Here is a 19,150-nt window from a genome sequence, read left to right as displayed (position 1 = left end):
ATGATGACATGGCTGTGACAGATTCAACCTGCTTGTGCAGTGGCTTCAGTCACAACCATGGCCTTTGAGTTGAGTCAGGCGGGTGACGTTCAATTCATTGCCCGGAAAACCAGGCAGCACACTGTCCCAGGCCACCACTGCATTGTTGTCATCCAACAATGTGAAGCGCAGTTCTCCCCACTCAAAAGTCAGCACATCATCGCTGTTGAAATCGGTGGGGAAACTGCTGCCTGAAGAACTGGAAGCCAACATGGTGGCGGTGTTACCTGAGACCGGGCCATTGGCCAGAATCCAGTATTGCTGCCCTTCAAAGTAGGTATACCAGGTCATCAGCATATTCAATCCGTCGCCTGCAGGGATCACTTCTGCCATGAATCCATGACCATCCTGATCCGGGTTATACCAGGACCCACTGTGACAATGATTGATGCCATTGGCTCCCTGATCACTGTTGGCGATGCCTGTTAAACGCTCAATGCGCATGGCGCCGTTGTTATATTCAGGCAGCACCGATGACCAGCCCAGGGTGCCCTGACGGTCTGAATCCAGCACCAGGTTAACTTTGCCCCACAGTTGCTGATTGACTTCCTCTGGATCAAAATCAGCGAGTGGAAATCCGGTGTTGTCATTGATGCCCATGTCAATGTCTACCCGGTTGTTTTTCACCGCTCCAACCCCAATCAACCAAATCGGATCACCATCAAGATAAGCATACCATGCAGCCAGCACAGCCGTTTGCCCATCAATATCCAATACCTCCAGTTGCAACCCATGTCCAGATTGCTCACTGTTATACCAAACTCCGCTGACCTGATCATCAATCACATAGTCAGGAGATCCATCCAGTGCGGCCAACGGTACTTTCCACACACCACGACCATAGGTGAAGGCAAACAATTGCGGATCACCCCCCTGAGCAGGCGTTCTGATGACCAGATCTTCTACAATGACCTGACTGAATCCGGTGTTTTCAACCGCCCAGTTTGCCCCACCATCAGTGGTCACAAACACCCCCAGATCCGTGCCTATATAAAGCCGTTGAGGGTCATTCGGATCGACCACCAGTTTGTGCACGGGTACATCAGGCAACTGCCCATCGCCCGAGCCATCAATGGGCACCCAGAACTGACCTCCATTGGTGGTTTTCCAAACGTGTTTTCCTCCGAACGTTGAATACGTGGCATAAGCCACATCCTGATTGCCAGGCTCAAAGGCCAACGATGAGACCCAGCCTAACCTTGGTGTGCTGAACGTGACCCTAAAGAAACCATTTTCATCCAGCGCCTGGTTGACCACAGCTATGATTTTACTGTTTCCGTACAACACCCGGTTGGAATTACCGGGGGCGATGGCCAATGCAGAAATCAGGTCATCGAAAGTATCACCTGCATCATAGCTCGCTGGTAACCAACTGGTACCCTGGTCATCACTACGCCACAATTTTTGTCCACCCAGAAATAGCCGACTGGGTTGATTCGGATCCAGTTCAAAAGGCGTGATGAATATGCGATTTGGGTTGGCACTTGATGGATGGTATGGCGTTGGGGTGGGTGAACTGGAAGCCAGATCCCATAAATGAGTGAATGTGTTACCTCCGTTGGTGGTACGCAGTATGTTGGCATTCTGCGATGACACCAAATAATTCAGGTCATCTGTGGGGTTGATGGCCAGATCACCACCGTCACCGCCATTGATGATGGACCAACCATTAGGCCCCAACAATTCGCTGCCATATTGGGTGCCATTATCCTGGGCTCCGGCAAGCACAGAAGTGGCGTCAGAAAACACTGCTCCGGCATAAAATTGCGTCACTCCATAATTGTTATTGATGCTGCGCCAGCGGATACCTGTGGTGTGTGGCGTACAAGGGGCATTCACACCATAAGTCACTGGAAGCGAATCATCTTCAGTAAGAAACACACCACCATCATTGATGGCCAACAGGGTTTTATTGTTCACCCCATCATAATCAGGATGAAAAATCAGACCATGCTGATCGGCATGAACATACGCTGGCTCATAAGCCGGATCATCAAAATAGAGCGCATCCCAGTGTGATGCCATCCCAAAATTAGCACCGCCATCATCAGACCGGTATATTTCCATGCCACCAACCCAAACCACATCGGGATCTGTGGGGCTTACCGCGATCGCCTGGTTATACCAGCCAGCACTGTAATACCAATTGTTGCCATTACCACAGCTGCTATTCAACGCGCCATCGGCATAGGAAAACAACTGGGTATTCAACAACGCGGCATCGGTGTTGCGTAACCTGGCCTGCCAGCTTTGACCGCCATCTGTGGAACGAAATATGGCATGTAGCCCATTGTGCAAATCCGGTTCCCCGTCACCACTCAAATCAGGCCCGCCATCAATGTTGGAAGAAGCGGCATACATGATGTCCTGATTGGCCTGGTGGATGGCCAGCGAAGTACGACCCATACCTGACTCAGTGAGGGTAACCTGCCAGTTGTCAGTGGCCTGAGCCCGGGTATTCAGGTATATCCTTGCGTCACATGGCCCATCACAGGCATCAGGCAACAGCCCAGGCAGAAAGTAACGGTCATCTGTTGAACGCGATGCACAGCTGACCAACAGCCAGTCATCGGGCTTATCAGTGCGCATGCTCAGATCACTACAACCCTCATACAAAGAAGCGCCGGCGGCGGACTGAGGGTTCAGAGATTGATTGAAATTGATGCCTCCATCGGTGGAACGCCAGACACCGGTATTGGTGGCCACATAGATGATTTTGGAGTCATTGGGACTGATCACTATATCACTGACGTATAAAAAAGAATCATTGACTGTGGCCTCCAACTGGAACCAGGTTTGCCCTCCGTCGGTGGTTTTGAACATTCCTGCCCCGGTCATGCTTGAGTAAGGCCTGAGCGTCAGCCGGTATAGTTCGCCAGTACCGGCATAGAGTGTGTTGGGATCACTGGGGTCAATCGCCAATGCGCCCACATTGATGTTGGCCATTTGGTCTGCCAGTGCTGTCCAGCTGTCTCCTGCATCAACGGTTTTCCAGATACCTCCGGAAACACCTGCCGTATACATCACGTCACTATTTTCCGGATGAAATACCAACGCCCTGGTCCGACCACCAATGTTACCTGGTCCTAACCACTGCCACTCTGTTGCGGCTTTCTCCGCAGCCGATTGCTCTGTGTTGGTCAGCTGTCTGCCCACACGGGTACTGAACACTGCTTGTTGGCTGGTGACCTGCCGTGCATCACGGTATGGATCCATCGGCAACTGGTCAACATCAGCCGGCATGCGTTTTTGTAAAAAATATTGCTGCCGCTCGAAAGCAGCCGATGGGGTTTTCATGGATGGACGGGGCACTTCTATGCTTCCAATCCCTGAACCAGCACGCTGTTGATAAAATCCCATCATGGCCATTAACACCAACAGAGTCATCGCTCCAATAGTCAATTGAACAGGTTTCATCGCAATCTCCAGGTTATGAGCCACACGTGTATGTCATGCAGCAGTGATCACACCCCCATGAGTTTAAGCCAAATTCATGCTCTGTTCAAAAAAAATCAACTGCCTCCCGTTCGCCAATGGAACCGGTGAGCCGGCTTCAGTGACTCTTGAACCAGTCGAGTGCTTGTTGCCTGGCCGCTTTGTAATCAATCACAGGCAGTGGGTATCCACATTGCTGCCGTTGCCCATTATCTGGATTGTGTATGCTTTTGCCCTGTAGTTCACTCAATTCGGGTACAAATTCACGAATATACCGACCGTCAGGATCAAATTTTTCCGACTGTGTTGTGGGGTTAAAGATCCGGAAGTAAGGCGCCGCATCACAGCCTGTGGCTGAAGACCATTGCCATCCACCATTGTTGGAAGCCAGATCACCGTCCAGTAAGTTCGCCATAAAATGGGCTTCGCCTGAATGCCAGTCAACCAGGCAGAGTTTGCTGAGAAAAGAAGCTGTCAGCATGCGAACCCGGTTATGCATCCAACCCGTTTTTGTCAATTGCCGCATACCTGCATCAATGATCGGAAAACCAGTTTTTCCCGCTTTCCAGGCTGCCAGCAATTCACCATCACCCGGCCACGACTGAGGCGCTTCTTGCTTGAAAGTTTGGTGTTTGGCTAACCTGGGATATTCATACATCAAGTCATTGTAAAAGTCCCGCCAGATCAACTCTGATACCCAGGTACCGTGAAAAGCCTGCTCGCCTTCTTTTTTCAATGCATGTGCCAGACACAAGCGGGCATTGATCACCCCGATGGCCAGATAGGGCGATAGCCTGCTGGTTCCATCGATGGCCGGATAATCCCGTTCCTGTTGATAGTCATGATCAGCCAAAAAGTCTTTTAACTGAGCATGTACACTTTGCTCACCAATCACCCAGCCTGGCAAGTTGAAGTCGACATCGATGGGTGGTTCTGCTGCGGCAAGCTCCTGGCCCTGATACGCTGGTACCGGCAGCGGTTGAGCATGTCGTTCCTTGAGTTGTTCAATGAACTTGTTTTTGTACGGTGTAAAGACGTGATACATTCCGCCATCCTGCTTGCGAACTGTACCTGGTGGCAGGAGGTATTCACTGTGAAAAGTATGAACACCTATGCCCGCTTCTGATAACACAGTGTTCACTTTCTGGTCTCTATCGATTTCATTCACCCAATACGCTTCATTGTAATACAGCTCCGTCACTTGATGTTCAGCACAACACGCCTGTATGACAGCAGGCACATCAGCAAACACTGACGCCTGACGAACACTCAAAACAACCCCCAGTTTTGCCAGTCTCTGACACAAATTATTCACATGAGCTTTGATAAACTCAAATTTTTGGGGGGCTTCTCCATGAAGCGCATGTTGTTCGGGTGTCAGTACAAAAACAGCCCGTGTTGGCCGGCCTGTTTTAAGGGCCGCTGAGAGGGCTGGATTATCTGCCAGACGCAGGTCATTCCTGAACCACACAAGATTCATGAGAAACTCCTTTAATTATGAATGAAAATCATTACGATTATGCTTGAAAATAATCTGACTGATAATATATCAACCGTCAATCGAATTTAAGTGAAAACACATGACTAAAGTGGCCGCATCGTTTATTAAAAACTTCTTCAGAATGGAATCAGCCGCAGGTATTTTGCTGTTCATGTCCGCAGTACTGGCTCTGATCATCGCCAATACGCCGCTTTCTGCATACTACAACCTGTTGCTGGACACTCCAGTGGCCATTCAGATTGGAGCACTCAATATATCAAAACCGTTGTTACTGTGGATCAATGATGGTTTGATGGCGGTGTTTTTCTTTCTCGTCGGCCTGGAACTGAAACGCGAGTTGGTGGAAGGTGAATTGTCAGATAAAAAGAACATTGTCCTGCCCGGAATCGGTGCCATTGGCGGGATGTTTGTTCCGGCTTTTATCTTCTTCTGGTTTAACAAAGACGATCCAATGGCTCTTCAAGGCTGGGCCATACCTGCGGCAACAGACATCGCGTTTGCCCTGGGTGTATTGAAATTGTTGGGACCCAGGGTGCCGACAAGCCTGAAAATATTCCTCACTTCTTTGGCCATCTTCGATGACATCGGAGCCATCCTGGTGATTGCATTTTTCTACACATCACAAATATCTTTGACTGCCTTGATTGTGGTTGCTTTGTGTGTTCCACTGTTGTGGTTGATCAACCGCAAGGGCGTTGAAGCCACCAGTACCTACATTCTGATTGGTGTTATCATGTGGGTGGCCATGTTGAAATCGGGCGTCCACGCCACACTCACCGGGGTGATTCTGGCCATGTTCATTCCCATCAAATCCAAAATCAATCCGGGATCCTCGCCACTCAAAGAGTTGGAACACAACCTCCACTCCGCAGTGGCATACATCATACTACCCATCTTTGCCTTCGCTAACTCAGGGCTTGACCTCAAAGGCATTGGCTTGGAACAGGTCATGCATCCGGTTCCTCTGGGCATTGCACTGGGTCTGATTGTCGGGAAACAAGTAGGCATTTTTGGCTTGTGCTGGCTGGCCATCAAACTGAAATGGGCTGCCATGCCTGATCGTGCCAACTGGGTATCAATTTACGGAATCTCTGCCTTGTGCGGTATTGGCTTTACCATGAGTTTATTCATTGGCTCTCTGGCCTATGAGGAAACTCAATTTAACATCATCTTTGATGAGCGGCTGGGCATCATCATTGGTTCAATGGTATCAGCCATCATCGGCTACTTTGTATTGAAAACGCAATTTGGAGGACCTGCTCCGGATTCGGAAGCAACCGATAAATAAACAATGACATGGGTTCGCAAACGCCTTCATTGAGCACTTTGCGAACCCATCAGGTCAGTTTCAAAGCTGCCCATCAGCTCCCCTGCTTTACCTCCAAGACCTGTTTCAATGCAACTCAGGCCAGTGCAACAATATGGTTGACAGTAGCTGTTCAGTAAAAGCCACTTTATCGCTGGCATCCAGGTGCGAACTGTCAGGAAAGTCAAATGCCTGCCACCCTGGATGTTCCAAAAAATGCAATGCCTTGAGATCCGGATTCCGAAGGAGCATCACATCCCAATACCTGGCTCGCGGATACTCTGCCTGATCAAGCAACCAATGAGCCGGACCAACCGGAAAACGCAATACAATCACCTGTCCTCCGCGTTGTTCTATGGCTCTGATCGCCAGCATCATACGCTGAACGCCATCAACCCACACATCATCATTCATGGCCTTGTGCTGCTGATAATCCCGTTGTTTGCTCTGTAAAAAGTAATGCCGCAATGCATTCACATCGGAGATCTGATAATCTGCCGAAGCAGTGGTATCTGGATGAAAACTGATGTAAGGCGGATCCGGGAATCGCCTGTTTTCAATAAAAAAATGTAACAGATCATGCAAGTTCATCAGGGGATGCAATAAACGCCACTTGCTTTGCAACCAGGCCATGACCCTGGCATTCATCATATCCAGGTATCCAGCTGAATTGTGGTAGTGATCAACATAAGGCTTTTGCATATCAAAGTAGTCCGGCTCCAACATCCGGGCATGAAACGACAGCAATACCAAACCATTGAATTCTTCATCAGCTGCCAGATCAATCAAAGTGCTCATAGGAAATGAGCCATTGACTGCCAAAGAAGCAATGTGTTTATCCGGCCACTGTTCCCTCAATGTCTCAATATCGATTGCCAGTTGGATCCGTGAAGCTCCAACCAACACCAAGGCGTTATCCTGTGATGCCCTGCTTCTGTTCCATGACCACAAATCCTGAGTCACTTCAACCGAAGGCTTGAATCCGCGTGTTTTCAAAAGCCACTCATAACCCAGCAATGATCCAAGTAAAAACAACACAGCCAACACCCAGATCGCTAACCAGCGACGGTTTTCCGGGAGGGGGTTCAACTGCTGCTTCAATTTATCATCCTGCCAGCCTACGGCTGCCAATGGTCACTTCACTCTTCATAACAATCATCTGTCAGCATTTTCAAGACACTGAGGACAACATCGATCGTTCAGGATTGTTCTGCGCCAGACAATCAGTTTTTGTGATCATCCTCATCAATAAACCGCCTTGAACACCCAATCAACAGACCTCAATCCGAGGTGTACACCAAGTCAAACCTACCGAGGACGTCAGAATGCAATCAACCACTGTTCAAGGTTCAACCAGGCATCACCTGATTGACGGCCTTTGATGACCCGATCGATGTCACTGAGCTGCTGCAGACAGCCTTCCCAATGGGACAATGGTTTGTCATTCAACACCGACTGAATCACTGCCTGGCGGTTTTGCCAGACGCCCAACCTCCGATAATCTGCGGGGCCAACCTGGCGTTTCTGACTGCGGATAAAGGCCAACTCGCACAACATCCTGGTTTCACGCTCAAGGGCCCAGTGAATGACCACCGGAGAGACGTCATTTTTTTGTAATGACCTGAGTATCCTGATGGCCCTGACCGGTTGTTTCTCCAGCAGTGAATCGGTCAGCCGGAACACGTCAAACCGAGCACTGTCTGCCACCAATCCCATGATATCCCGGCCCGTAATGGTTTGTTCAGCAAAACGCATCTTGAGTTTTTCCAATTCCTGCGCGGCCGCCAGTAAATTACCCTCCAGACGCAAACTCAGCAGATTCACAGCATCCTGATCAACCTGCAGACCTATCTGCTGACAACGCTGGCGAATCCACTGAGGGAGTTCTGCGGCTTTGGGTTGATAAACACGAAGAAAGGCCCCTCGGTCAACAATGGTTTTGACCCACTTGGTTTTGTCATTGGCCATATTCCACTCATCACAGCGAATCAACAACATCACATCGGACGGCATGTTTTCAATGAATGACACGATGGCAGCCGATCCTTTGGCACCAGGCTTTCCGGTAGGCAAATGTAAGTCAATCAATCGTTGGCTGGCAAACAAAGACATGTTGCCTGCACTGTTGTGCAACTCATGCCACTGAAAACTGTTGTCAGCCAGATAAGATTCTCGTTCGGTGAATCCTTGCATGGCTGCTGTTTGTCTGATGGCATCAGAGGCTTCCTGCAATTGCAATGGCTCATCACCAACCAACAGATAAACTGGCAACAATTGCTGTTTAAGTTGCGCAGCCAGCTGATTGATGTAAAGTCGCATGATTATTTATGATTGGCAATGGTGCGGATCATCATTTGAGCCATGTCCTGATACATCTGCTCCCGAAGCACCTGTTCCTCAGCCTGGGTGCCAGAAATCTGACCGATGTCAAATGCGTAATCACGTGACAGCCGCAGGGTTTGTTCAGGAACCTTTATGCGGTCCTGATACTGTACCAAAAAAACAAGTTCATAATCCAAGCGGTATTCCTGAACACGGTTGTTGGTGCCAATGGATTGAATTTGTTTGCTTAAGTCATCTTTGATGATGACAATCTGAGCCGTGGCGTCGGATGCTTGTTCCACCAAAGTGATACCCTGGCTTGACAGTTCCACACTCAACGGCCGGTATAGTGGGGCCGTGATGGCATGTTGAATGTGCGTGCGATCAAATTCTTCATCTAAAGCAACGGCGGTTTTTAACTGATAACCACAACCGGTTATCAGCACCAAACAAACACCAATCAGGAACGGCTTCATGAAGCCACCACATTGACAAGGCGTTTAGGAACCACAATGACTTTGCGGATGGTGTTGCCTTCCACAAACTTCTGTACATTGGGATCGGCCAACGCAAGGGCTTCAATGGAGGCCTTATCGGCATCAACTGCCACCGCGATCCGCCCCCTGAGTTTACCATTGACCTGCACCACCATTTCAATCTCATCCTGCACCAGGGCTGATTGATCAACTGCGGGCCAGCTGGCATCACACAGCAGTTCTTTTTGTCCCAGTTGTTCCCACAATGCCTGGGTCATGTGTGGAGCAAACGGGCTGAGCATTTTGACCAGGTTGAACCAGCCTTCAAAGCGGATGGCCAGACCATTGTCTGACTGGTCATCAAATTTACTCAATGCGTTGGTCAATTCCATCATTGCCGCGATGGCGGTGTTGAAGGTTTGTCGCTCACCAATGTCCTGGGTGACTTTTTCAATGGTTTGATGGATTTTAAAACGCATGTCTTTTTGCGCTTTGTCTGCCTCACCTGACATGGCAGGTGCATCTGCGCCATGAGTTTGCAGGTAAGTGGTCACTTGATACCAAACCCGATTCAGGTATCTGGCGGCACCATCAACCCCTTCGTCAGACCATTCCAGTGATTGTTCTGGCGGTGCGGCAAACATAGAGAACACACGCACAGTGTCAGCACCATAGCGATCTATGAGCTCTTGTGGATCCACCGTATTGCCTTTGGATTTTGACATCTTGGCCCCGTCTTTCAGGACCATTCCCTGAGTCAGTAAATTGGTGAATGGTTCATCGGATTTCACCAGTCCCTGATCACGCAACACCTTGTGATAAAAACGGGCGTATAACAGATGCAGGATGGCATGCTCAATGCCACCGATGTACTGATCCACCGGTAACCAATGATCGGCCTCTTCGCTCAGCATGCCGCCACTGTACCCGGGACAGGTATAGCGCGCATAGTACCAGGAAGATTCCATGAAGGTATCAAAAGTATCGGTCTCGCGGGTGGCAGCCTGGCCACACTTTGGACAACTGGTTTCATAAAACTCAGGCATCTTCTTGATTGGCGACCCACCTGTTTCATCAAACACCACATCTTCTGGTAAGACCACCGGTAAATCTTTTTCAGGAACCGGTATCGCACCGCAATCATCGCAGTAAATGATGGGGATCGGACAACCCCAATAACGCTGACGTGACACACCCCAATCTCGCAGACGGTAGTTGATCTGCACCCGTCCAGTACCCTGGGCTTTGAATTGGTCAGCCATGGCTTTGAATGCCTGATTAAAATCCATACCGGAAAAATCACCGGAATTCATCAACCGACCTTTTTCAGTGATCGCCGCTGCGGTCAAATCGCCTTCGGCATCAATCACCTGGGTGATCGGCAAATCATATTTTTGCGCAAATTCATAATCCCGCTGATCGTGCCCGGGAACAGCCATCACCGCTCCGGTACCATAGGTCATCAGCACGAAATTGGCCACCCACACCGGCACCTGTTCTCCGGTCAACGGGTGCGTTGCATAGAAGCCTGAGAACATGCCTTTTTTCTCCATGGTGGCCATCGCTGCTTCATTGCTTTGTTCTTTGTTGCATTGTTTCAGAAACGCACCGAGTTCCGGATTGGTTTCTGCCGCTTGTAATGCCAGCGGGTGTTCCGGAGCCACCGCCATGTAGGATACGCCATACAGGGTATCCGGACGGGTGGTGTAAATACTGACCGGGCCAAAATCAGTCACCTCAAAATCCAGTTCCAGACCTTTGGATTTTCCGATCCAGTTGCGCTGCATGGTTTTCACTGAATCAGGCCAACCAGGCATATTGTCCAGAGAAGATAACAATTCATCGGCATAATCGGTGATTTTCAGAAACCATTGTGGAATTGATTTTCTGATGACTTCTGCGCCTGAACGCCAACCCCGGCCATTTTCTACTTGTTCATTGGCCAAAACCGTTTGGTCTACCGGATCCCAATTAACCACCGCATCCTTACGATAAACCAGACCCTGCTCATACAATTTGACAAACATCCACTGTTCCCAGCGGTAATAATCAGGTTGACAGGTGGCCAGTTCCCGGGACCAGTCAAAAGCAAATCCCAGGCGTTTAAACTGAGCACTCATCTCTTCCATGTTCGCATAAGTCCACTCAGCCGGTTCCTTGCCATGTTTGATGGCGGCGTTTTCAGCCGGTAGACCAAACGCATCATAACCAATGGGTTGCAGTACATTCTTGCCCTGCATTTTTTGATAGCGGGCAATCACTTCACTCAGGGTGTAATTGCGCACATGTCCCATGTGTAGTTTGCCACTGGGGTATGGAAACATACTGAGGCAATAGTATTTTTCCTTGTTGTCATCGGCTTTGACGACAAATGACTGGTGCTCTTCCCATAATTGCTGAGCGTGCTGTTCGACTTCTTGCGGGTTGTATGTACTCATGTGTATAGTCAGGTCAGGCCTGCTTGATTAAAGGGGTGACAAAGCGGAAATTATACGTTTTCAGTCAGCAATGAACAAGCCGTCTTTCGTCACGCCTGCCCTGAAATCAGGGATTAACTGAAAAACACCAATGAGCGCCTTTAAAAAGTTCGTACCCGCAGGCCCAGTTCGGTGCTGTAACCCACTGATCTGCGCAACAACAATCCAGCCTCATCCAATACATAATAGGTGGGAAAAGCCTGAATCTGATAGTCCTTCATTTGCTGCTCGCTACCCAGCAATACTGGCACCTGAAGATCAAGGTCTCTGACAAACTCGTCTACTTCAATGCGTTGTTCATAAGACAGGGCCATACTCAGAATCACCCAGTCACTGTCATCCCTGGCTGCCCGCAGGTTATTGAGGTTGTCGGCCGACAACCGGCACACCGCGCACCAGGGCGCAAAAAAATACAACAAAACCTGTTTACCCCGGTAATCACTGAGTTGATGTTGTTGCCCGTGCAGATCAGTCAACAAAAAGTCTGGTGCGGGTTGACCATCGGCCTTGAGGGTGCCTCTGGTTTGATACCAGGACAATGCCAGCAACAGTATGGCCACCAGACAGGCGTCCATCAGCCAGGCATTGTATGTGTTCTTGCGCCATTGTTTGATTGTTTTCATCGTGTTGTTTGTCATCTGTTGCACACATTGACCGGATATCATGGTGAATCATTCAAAAAACAACCCGTCTGTGTTATGGTAATTGTACAAAAAATCCGGGGAAAATCATGAAAAATCAATTTCTTAGCGTTGTTTTGATGTTGTTATTTAGCCCGTTAATTTTTGCTCAAGGGGTCTATGGTGTGTTCAGTTTGCCGCCAGCCACCAATTTCGGGGAAAAACAAATCGGCACCATCAGTCCAGCCGATGGCAGCATCGGCCTGCTCGGCACCAACACTTCGGTGGAAACCGGAGCTTTGGCCATGACCACCGGAGCCACGGCTTTGAATGTCAACAGCAACAAGTCTTATTTCATCGCCCGCGACACCAATGGTGACAGCAGAATCTACACCGTCGACCTGAATACTGGCATCACCGACACCGACCCCATACTGTCCGGATTTTACACCACAGACAATAATTGGGGAGTGTGGTATGACGAACCAGATGGTGTGCTGTATGCCTTGTTCAATGATGTCAATGGTTCAGGCACCATTGAATTGACGTCAATCAATACCACCACGGGAGTGGTGACCCAACAACACAACGACGTCACCAATGGGGATGGTGCCGGCGGGCTGGGCAGCGGCCTGATGACCGGTGATTCTGCCAATGACCGGGTCTTTACCCTGATCAATGGCAACCTGTATGTGATTTCAACCAACACCGCCAACACTTCCTGGTTCTTTGAGGTCTCGGGGGAGATCAGTGGCGCCCTGAACACCAGCAGTGTGTTTGGCCTGGAGTGGCACAAAGACACCGGTACCATTTGGTTTTTATACAATGAGGACAACATCAATGGTGACCGCCAGTTGATGGAAGTCATGGGCGACGATAACTTCAATGAGTTTGATGAGTTGTTTCAGGTCAACAACATCGAGATTGATTTTGGTGACGCCATCCTGACAGCCAGCGGTTTGGCTGCCCTGGACACCCAATCTTCCATCTTTTTCTTCATTGGCCGGCCATCAACCGGTGCCAATGCCAACAAATGGAGCCTGTACAGCGTTGATCTGCCCAACCAAACCAGCAGCAATGCAGACATTGAAAATGCCGCTCAGGTACAAACCAATGGCTATGCCGGTATCGAGGTATTGCCCGGACCTGAGTTGTCGCTTGGTAAAACAGATGGCGATGTCAGTGCCTTTCCCGGAGACACCATCACCTACACCCTCAATTACGCCAATGCGGCAGGGGCAGGCGCCACTTCAGGGCTAAACATCACTGAGACGGTCCCGGCTGAGACCACCTTCCTGCCTGCCAGCAGCACCGCAGGCTGGAATTGTCTGCCGGATAACACCGCCGGATCGACCTGCACCATCACCCCGGGTGAATTGGGCCCGGGTGGTAATGCATCGGTCACTTTTACCGTACAGGTAGACGCCTATGTCTCTGCGGCCCTCACAGAAATCAGCAACACCGCAACCCTGGCAGCCACCAATGCCTTAAACGACGTGATGGCCAGTGACACCACGCCCATCACCGCCAGTGCAATCCTGACCATCAGCAAAACAGACAATGACCTCACTTCTGCCGTTCCCGGAGACACCGTCGCCTACGACATCACCGTGGACAACACCGGCGACCGCATCGCCAGCAATGTGGTGATCACTGAAACCGTACCGGCCAACACCACCTACATCCCTACGGTGCCATTCACCTGGAACTGCACACCGGATAACACCGCCGGCTCCACCTGTACCACCAGCCCGGTAGATTTGGGTGCACAAAGCATTGCCACCACCTTTCATGTGCAGATTGTCCCATCGGTACCTGCCGGCACCACTGAAATCAGCAACCAGGCATCGGTCAGTGCAGACAATGCGGCCACCATGATGGCCGCGGACACCACACCAGTGACTTCTGCTGCGGTACTGGCCGTCAGTAAATCAGACGGTGATGCCGATGCCATTCCGGGACAATCGGTGATCTTTCAGATTGATTACGCCAACAACGGCAACCAGGACGCAGCCAACACCGTATTGACCGAGACTGTATTGCCCAACACCACCTTTGACGGGGTTAACAGCACAGGTGGCTGGATGTGTGCCCCTGATAACAACCCGGGCAGCACCTGCACAGCCACATTGGGCACCCTTGGGGGTAATGTGGTGTCAGCGGTGAACTTCGCTTTGTTGGTTGACAACCCGGTGCCCACCGACCTCACTGTGCTGAACAACGACGTCACCCTGTCGGCAGACAATGCGGCCAGCGCCAATGCGCAAGACAGCACCCCGGTGGTAGCCGATGCTGACTTTAATCTGGTGAAAGCCGATGGCGGCATCACTGCCGGACTGGACAAAGTGATCAATTACACCCTGATCGCTTTCAACAACGGTGACCGCGATGCCGCTGATACCACATTGACCGAAACAGTTCCGGATAACACCACGTTCTACCCTCCGGCAAGCACCACCGGATGGTCATGTGTGCCAGACAACAGCGCGGGCTCAAGCTGTCAGTTTGATCTGGGCACCCTGGCCGGAGGCGGCACCAAGGTGAATACATTCTTTGCCGTGCGGGTCGATGCATCCCTGGGTGGTGGAGTCACAGAGTTGACCAATACCGCATCGATTGCCGGTTCCAACACCACCTCATCTGATCAGGACACGGTGATGACACCGGTTGATAAACAAATTCCGGTGGTCACCTTGATTGATGCCGATCCATCGGTCACAGAAATCACTTCCTGCAGTCAGAACAGGGCTGCCATCAACGGTTTGTTTGTGTCTTTCCTGGATGACAATCCGGGTTTGATCGGGGTGGATGATCCTGCCAACTTTGCGTTGATTGACACCGGCCCGGATCAGGATTTACAAAGCACAAATTGTGGCGTGGTGGCCGGGGATGACACGCTGGTGACATTCCAAAGCTTCGTAACCGGGGGTACAGCCACCGCTCCAAACGTCACCATGACCTTAAGTGAGACCCTGCCAAACGGTCAATATGTGTTGCAGATTTGTGATGCCATCACCGATGCTGCAGGCAATGCCATTGATGGTGACAACAGCGGCCACCAAGGTGGTGACCTGTGGCGGCAGTTCAGGGTGGATACGGATAACCTGTTGACCAATGCCTACCTCGATGACTGTGCCGACAACCCGGCTTCACTGTTGGACTGGACCACCTTCACCAATCCAGGAGATACCGTCAGTGCGACCACCGCGCAGGACAGTGACGATTCATCCTTATCAGGTTCAGTTTATCTGCAAGGTGGCAGCGGCAGTGACATGGGCGTCGAGCAATGTACCAATCTGGATACCTTCGGCAGTCACACCTTTACCATGGCCGCCCGTGGTGTGTCATCACAGATACAGGACATTGATGTATTGATGACCTGTGCGTTCTTTGATAGTACAGACTGTACCGGAAGTTTACTGGGTGACCGCAGTGCAAGCTTCATGCTGCCGCCGGCCAACCCGGCCAGCTGGGACGTCTATTCGTCACTCATGCTGATCCCCGATGGGTCAGCCTCTGCAGCCTGCACCATGGCCATGGTGGAACCGGTCAACAACTTGTTTGAAGCCTATGCCGATGCCTTCAGACTGATTTACAGCGACCTGATCTTTGGCAATGGTTTTAATGACTGATCCTGACTGTTGGTCAAAAGCAAAAGAAAGGCGTCCGTGTGGCGCCTTTTTTTGACTACTTGACCGGATTTTCACAGTGGCAGTCATACACTGAAGTTTTTAGTTATCAACGGCCATGAAAAAAATCATCGGACTGGTTTTACTTATTTTGATTTCCTTATTTACATTCCAATCGTGTCGACAGGGACCGCCCATCCGTATGGCAGAACAGGTCAACCTCGACTTGTTCATGGGTGACTGGTACGTGATTGCCAACATCCCCACTTTCATCGAAAAAGGTGCGCACAATGCGGTGGAAAGTTACTCCCGCACGTCAGACAAAGTCATTGACACCCGATTCAGTTTCAACAAGGACAGCTTCACCGGACCCAAAAAAGAATACAACCCAACGGGTTTTGTGCAGGATGATCCATCCAACGCCGAGTGGAAGATGCAGTTTCTCTGGCCATTCAAATCTGAATACATCATCGTTTATGTCGACCCTGCCTATGAATACACCATCATTGGCCGCACCAAGCGTGATTATGTCTGGATCATGGCCCGGGAACCCCACGTCTCTGCCAGAGAATTGGAGCGCTTGATACAAATTGCTGTTGATGAGGGATATGACCGGTCATTGATACAAATGGTGCCACAGCAATAAAAACCTGAATTAAATCGTTGTTTTAGCATATAAATATGCTTTGACAATTATTGTCATGAACGAATGATGACTCCTCTTAAAGTCCGCTATTGTTGTTACAAACCACCCCCTTTTTTGCTCATTTTTGTGACGAATGTAACAAATTGTCAAAAAAATAGGGTTTAGACGGTTTACGCCCTTTACTGTGCTCATTTCTGTGATATAAGTCACACTATTCAATTAACCTACAGTGTGTGGAATCATATGAGAGCTTTTAAATCTTGCGCTATCGCTTTGCTGTGTGTTTTTGCTTTGGGGGAAGTGAACGCACAAACCACCCGTAATTTTGTCGAGCGGGCTGGTTTTGACGTCAATGGAAACATCACCCTGGTGGGCAACACTTTGTTCACCTGTCAGGCCGGAGGTGATTGTGCCCAGGTTCAGGACGGCACCACCGCCGGACTGAATGGCCGGGCCATGATCTTCGTTGATGTGGACCCCACGGCCCCCGGCAGTTACGCCAATTCTTCTGAAGCCCAGTTAAACACGCCAGCCGGATCCAGTGTTCTGTGGGCCGGTCTTTATTGGGGTGGCCGCGCCGGGCAAACCGAAGCCAGTCGCGGTACCATATACATGCGCCTGCCTGGTTCCGGCAGCTGGAACACCGTCAGCGCCAGTCAGATTGACACCTTCAATAACGATGGTGCCAGTGGTTCCCGTCCTTATCAGGCCTTTGCCAACGTCACCAGCCTGGTTCAGTCAGCCGGTAACGGCACTTACGCCGTTGGTGGCATGACGGCCCTGACCGGTAACGATGGTTTGGGCTTTTATGGCGGTTGGTCTTTGGCCGTGATTTATCAGGATAACAGCCAGTCATTCAAACGCCTGAATGTTTATGATGGCGCTGCCAGGGTGATTGGCACACAAACCGTATCCATCACCATTACAGGTCTGGTTACACCCACAACACCTGGTTTTAACACCACTGTTGGCGCTCTGGTCTGGGAAGGTGATAATTCGCTGACTGGTGATTCATTTGTGTTTGAGACAAACACCTTGTCTCAAACTGGTTTGAATCCAGCAACTGACTTTTGGAACTCCAGCATCACCAGCCTGGGATCCAGGGTCACCACCAAAAACCCGGATTACGTCAACCAACTCAGTATGGACCTTGATCTGATCGATGTATCGGGATTACTGGCTCCCAGTTCAACCACTGCAGACATTGATTTTGTCACCAATGGTGATTCTTATTTTCCACATTACCTGGCTTTTGCCACTGAATTGTTTGTTCCGGATTATTCATCGACCATGAGCAAGACCGCCACTGACCTGAATGGTGGCGGCGTTGTCAGAGGGGATGTCATCGAATACACCATCACTTTCCAGAACACCGGAACCGATGATGCCATCAACACTGTATTGACCGACGTCATCCCGGCCAACACCACATACGTTCCCGGCAGCATGCAAATCGTCAGTTCAGATGCCGGTGATCCGATCGGCTCATTATCAGACTCTGCTGGGAATGACCAAGGTGAATTTGACGGATCTCAGGTCACCATTTATTTGGGCAACGGTGCCACATCGTCATCAGGCGGTACATTTGCTCCCAATGAAGGTGCAACCATCAGCTTCCAGGTGACCATTAACAATGACGCACCAGTAGGCACCATCACCAATACCGCTGATGTGGTGGCCAATTCGACCACTTTACCAACCACTGACTTCACTGGCAGTGATTCAGCTGATGTAACCATTTCAGACATCACGCCACCAAGCGCTGCGGTGTGTACCGTATCACCCAATCCAGCCAACAATGGCACAGCCCTGACCGCCACCTGTACCGGCGTTGAGTCTGGCGGTTCGGTGTCGATCCCCAATTACAGCTGTGGTGCCGAAGTGGGTGGCACCGTCACCTGTACCGCCACTGCCGGTACCGGCCTGGGTCAGGTATCCGGTGATGAAACCGCCACCACTTCAGATGCAGCCGGTAACACCGCCACTTCGGTTGCAGCCTTCACCCTGGATAACACACCCCCAACCATAGGCGCGTGTACTGTGACCCCTAACCCTGCCAACGATGGCACGCCATTGACAGCAGTGTGTACCGGTGTTGAAACCGGTGCCACCGTGACCATTCCAGGCTATGTCTGTGGTGCAGAAGCCGGTAATCAAGTTACTTGTTCGGCCACCGCCGGTGGCGCTGTGGATGGTGATGAAATCGCCACAGCCACCGATGCTGTAGGCAACACAGCCACCTCACCTGCACCATTTGTGTTGGACAACACACCTCCGGCTGCACCGGTGTGTACCGTAACTCCGGATCCTGCCAATGACGGCACGGCCCTGACCGCGACCTGTACCGGTGTTGAAACCGGTGCCACCGTGACCATTCCGGGTTATGCCTGTGGCGCTGAAGCCGGCAATGTGGTGACCTGTTCGGCCACCGCTGGCGGTGCTGTGGATGGTGATGAACAAGCCACCACCACCGATGCGGCAGGTAACTCAGTGCAGTCTGATGCCTTCTTTACTCTGGACAACACGCCTCCGGCGGCTCCGGTGTGTACCGTGACTCCGGATCCTGCCAATGACGGCACAGCCCTGACCGCGACCTGTACCGGTGTTGAAACCGGTGCCACCGTGACCATTCCGGGTTATGCCTGTGGCGCTGAAGCCGGCAATGTGGTGACCTGTTCGGCCACCGCTGGCGGTGCCGT

At 50.8% G+C, this 19,150-nt stretch carries 11 protein-coding genes; 4 read left to right on the top strand and 7 right to left on the bottom strand.

The genetic code is table 11. The annotated features are described in order from the left end of the window. Nucleotides 1-45: 45 nt before the first annotated feature. Both B0475_RS13940 and B0475_RS13935 read right to left on the bottom strand, forming a co-directional pair. A complete protein-coding gene (locus B0475_RS13940) occupies nucleotides 46-3,456 on the bottom strand; it encodes a hypothetical protein (RefSeq protein WP_157892975.1) in 3,411 nt (1,136 codons plus the stop codon). Between the two features lie 136 nt (nucleotides 3,457-3,592). Next, nucleotides 3,593-4,954 (bottom strand): cryptochrome/photolyase family protein, encoded by a 1,362-nt coding sequence (locus tag B0475_RS13935; protein WP_077412494.1) that lies wholly within the window; start codon nucleotides 4,952-4,954, stop codon nucleotides 3,593-3,595. A 100-nt stretch (nucleotides 4,955-5,054) separates the two neighbouring features. Between B0475_RS13935 and nhaA the strand changes: the two genes are divergently transcribed. After that, on the top strand, nucleotides 5,055-6,263 hold the full coding sequence (nhaA, locus tag B0475_RS13930; protein WP_077412493.1) for a Na+/H+ antiporter NhaA: 1,209 nt from the start codon (nucleotides 5,055-5,057) through the stop codon (nucleotides 6,261-6,263). A 105-nt stretch (nucleotides 6,264-6,368) separates the two neighbouring features. On the opposite strand, the gene B0475_RS13925 is transcribed toward nhaA, so the two are convergent. From B0475_RS13925 to B0475_RS13905, 5 genes are all read right to left on the bottom strand, one after another. Further along, complete coding sequence (locus B0475_RS13925) at nucleotides 6,369-7,382, bottom strand: hypothetical protein (protein WP_157892974.1); 1,014 nt, start codon at nucleotides 7,380-7,382, stop codon at nucleotides 6,369-6,371. Between the two features lie 219 nt (nucleotides 7,383-7,601). Continuing rightward, entirely contained in the window at nucleotides 7,602-8,600 is a 999-nt protein-coding gene (gene holA / locus B0475_RS13920; RefSeq protein WP_077412491.1) for a DNA polymerase III subunit delta, read from the bottom strand. Between the two features lie 2 nt (nucleotides 8,601-8,602). Then, complete coding sequence (locus B0475_RS13915) at nucleotides 8,603-9,079, bottom strand: LPS-assembly lipoprotein LptE (protein WP_077412490.1); 477 nt, start codon at nucleotides 9,077-9,079, stop codon at nucleotides 8,603-8,605. Next, on the bottom strand, nucleotides 9,076-11,517 hold the full coding sequence (leuS, locus tag B0475_RS13910) for a leucine--tRNA ligase (RefSeq protein ID WP_077412489.1): 2,442 nt from the start codon (nucleotides 11,515-11,517) through the stop codon (nucleotides 9,076-9,078). Before leuS ends, B0475_RS13915 begins: the two co-directional genes overlap by 4 nt. 140 nt (nucleotides 11,518-11,657) lie before the next feature. Further along, nucleotides 11,658-12,179: a TlpA family protein disulfide reductase gene (locus tag B0475_RS13905; RefSeq protein WP_198538301.1), complete on the bottom strand. Its 522-nt coding sequence runs from the start codon at nucleotides 12,177-12,179 to the stop codon at nucleotides 11,658-11,660. A 107-nt stretch (nucleotides 12,180-12,286) separates the two neighbouring features. On the opposite strand from B0475_RS13905, the gene B0475_RS13900 reads away from it, so the two are divergent. The 3 genes from B0475_RS13900 to B0475_RS13890 form a co-directional block, all read left to right on the top strand. Continuing rightward, nucleotides 12,287-15,808, top strand: coding sequence for a COG1361 family protein (locus B0475_RS13900; RefSeq protein WP_077412487.1), 3,522 nt, complete (start codon nucleotides 12,287-12,289; stop codon nucleotides 15,806-15,808). Nucleotides 15,809-15,923: 115 nt separating this feature from the next. Continuing rightward, the gene (locus B0475_RS13895) at nucleotides 15,924-16,451 is read left to right on the top strand and encodes a lipocalin family protein (RefSeq protein ID WP_077412486.1); all 528 of its coding nucleotides are present in this window, start codon (nucleotides 15,924-15,926) and stop codon (nucleotides 16,449-16,451) included. 243 nt (nucleotides 16,452-16,694) lie between these two features. Beyond that, nucleotides 16,695-19,150, top strand: a 2,456-nt coding sequence (locus B0475_RS13890; RefSeq protein ID WP_157892973.1) for a DUF11 domain-containing protein, incomplete at its 3' end; no start/stop codon positions are given.

It is taken from the genome of Marinicella sediminis, from assembly GCF_002000055.1.
Lineage (GTDB): Bacteria > Pseudomonadota > Gammaproteobacteria > Xanthomonadales > Marinicellaceae > Marinicella > Marinicella sediminis.
This window is presented reverse-complemented; position numbering and strand designations above follow the sequence as displayed.

What these genes read in the sequence shown, in the direction of transcription:
- B0475_RS13940 (WP_157892975.1), bottom strand. Translation starts at nt 3,456, where the DNA reads ATGAAACCTGTTCAATTGACTATTGGAGCGATGACTCTGTTGGTGTTA.
- B0475_RS13935 (WP_077412494.1), bottom strand. Translation starts at nt 4,954, where the DNA reads ATGAATCTTGTGTGGTTCAGGAATGACCTGCGTCTGGCAGATAATCCA.
- nhaA (WP_077412493.1), top strand. Translation starts at nt 5,055, where the DNA reads ATGACTAAAGTGGCCGCATCGTTTATTAAAAACTTCTTCAGAATGGAA.
- holA (WP_077412491.1), bottom strand. Translation starts at nt 8,600, where the DNA reads ATGCGACTTTACATCAATCAGCTGGCTGCGCAACTTAAACAGCAATTG.
- B0475_RS13915 (WP_077412490.1), bottom strand. Translation starts at nt 9,079, where the DNA reads ATGAAGCCGTTCCTGATTGGTGTTTGTTTGGTGCTGATAACCGGTTGT.
- leuS (WP_077412489.1), bottom strand. Translation starts at nt 11,517, where the DNA reads ATGAGTACATACAACCCGCAAGAAGTCGAACAGCACGCTCAGCAATTA.
- B0475_RS13905 (WP_198538301.1), bottom strand. Translation starts at nt 12,179, where the DNA reads ATGAAAACAATCAAACAATGGCGCAAGAACACATACAATGCCTGGCTG.
- B0475_RS13900 (WP_077412487.1), top strand. Translation starts at nt 12,287, where the DNA reads ATGAAAAATCAATTTCTTAGCGTTGTTTTGATGTTGTTATTTAGCCCG.
- B0475_RS13895 (WP_077412486.1), top strand. Translation starts at nt 15,924, where the DNA reads ATGAAAAAAATCATCGGACTGGTTTTACTTATTTTGATTTCCTTATTT.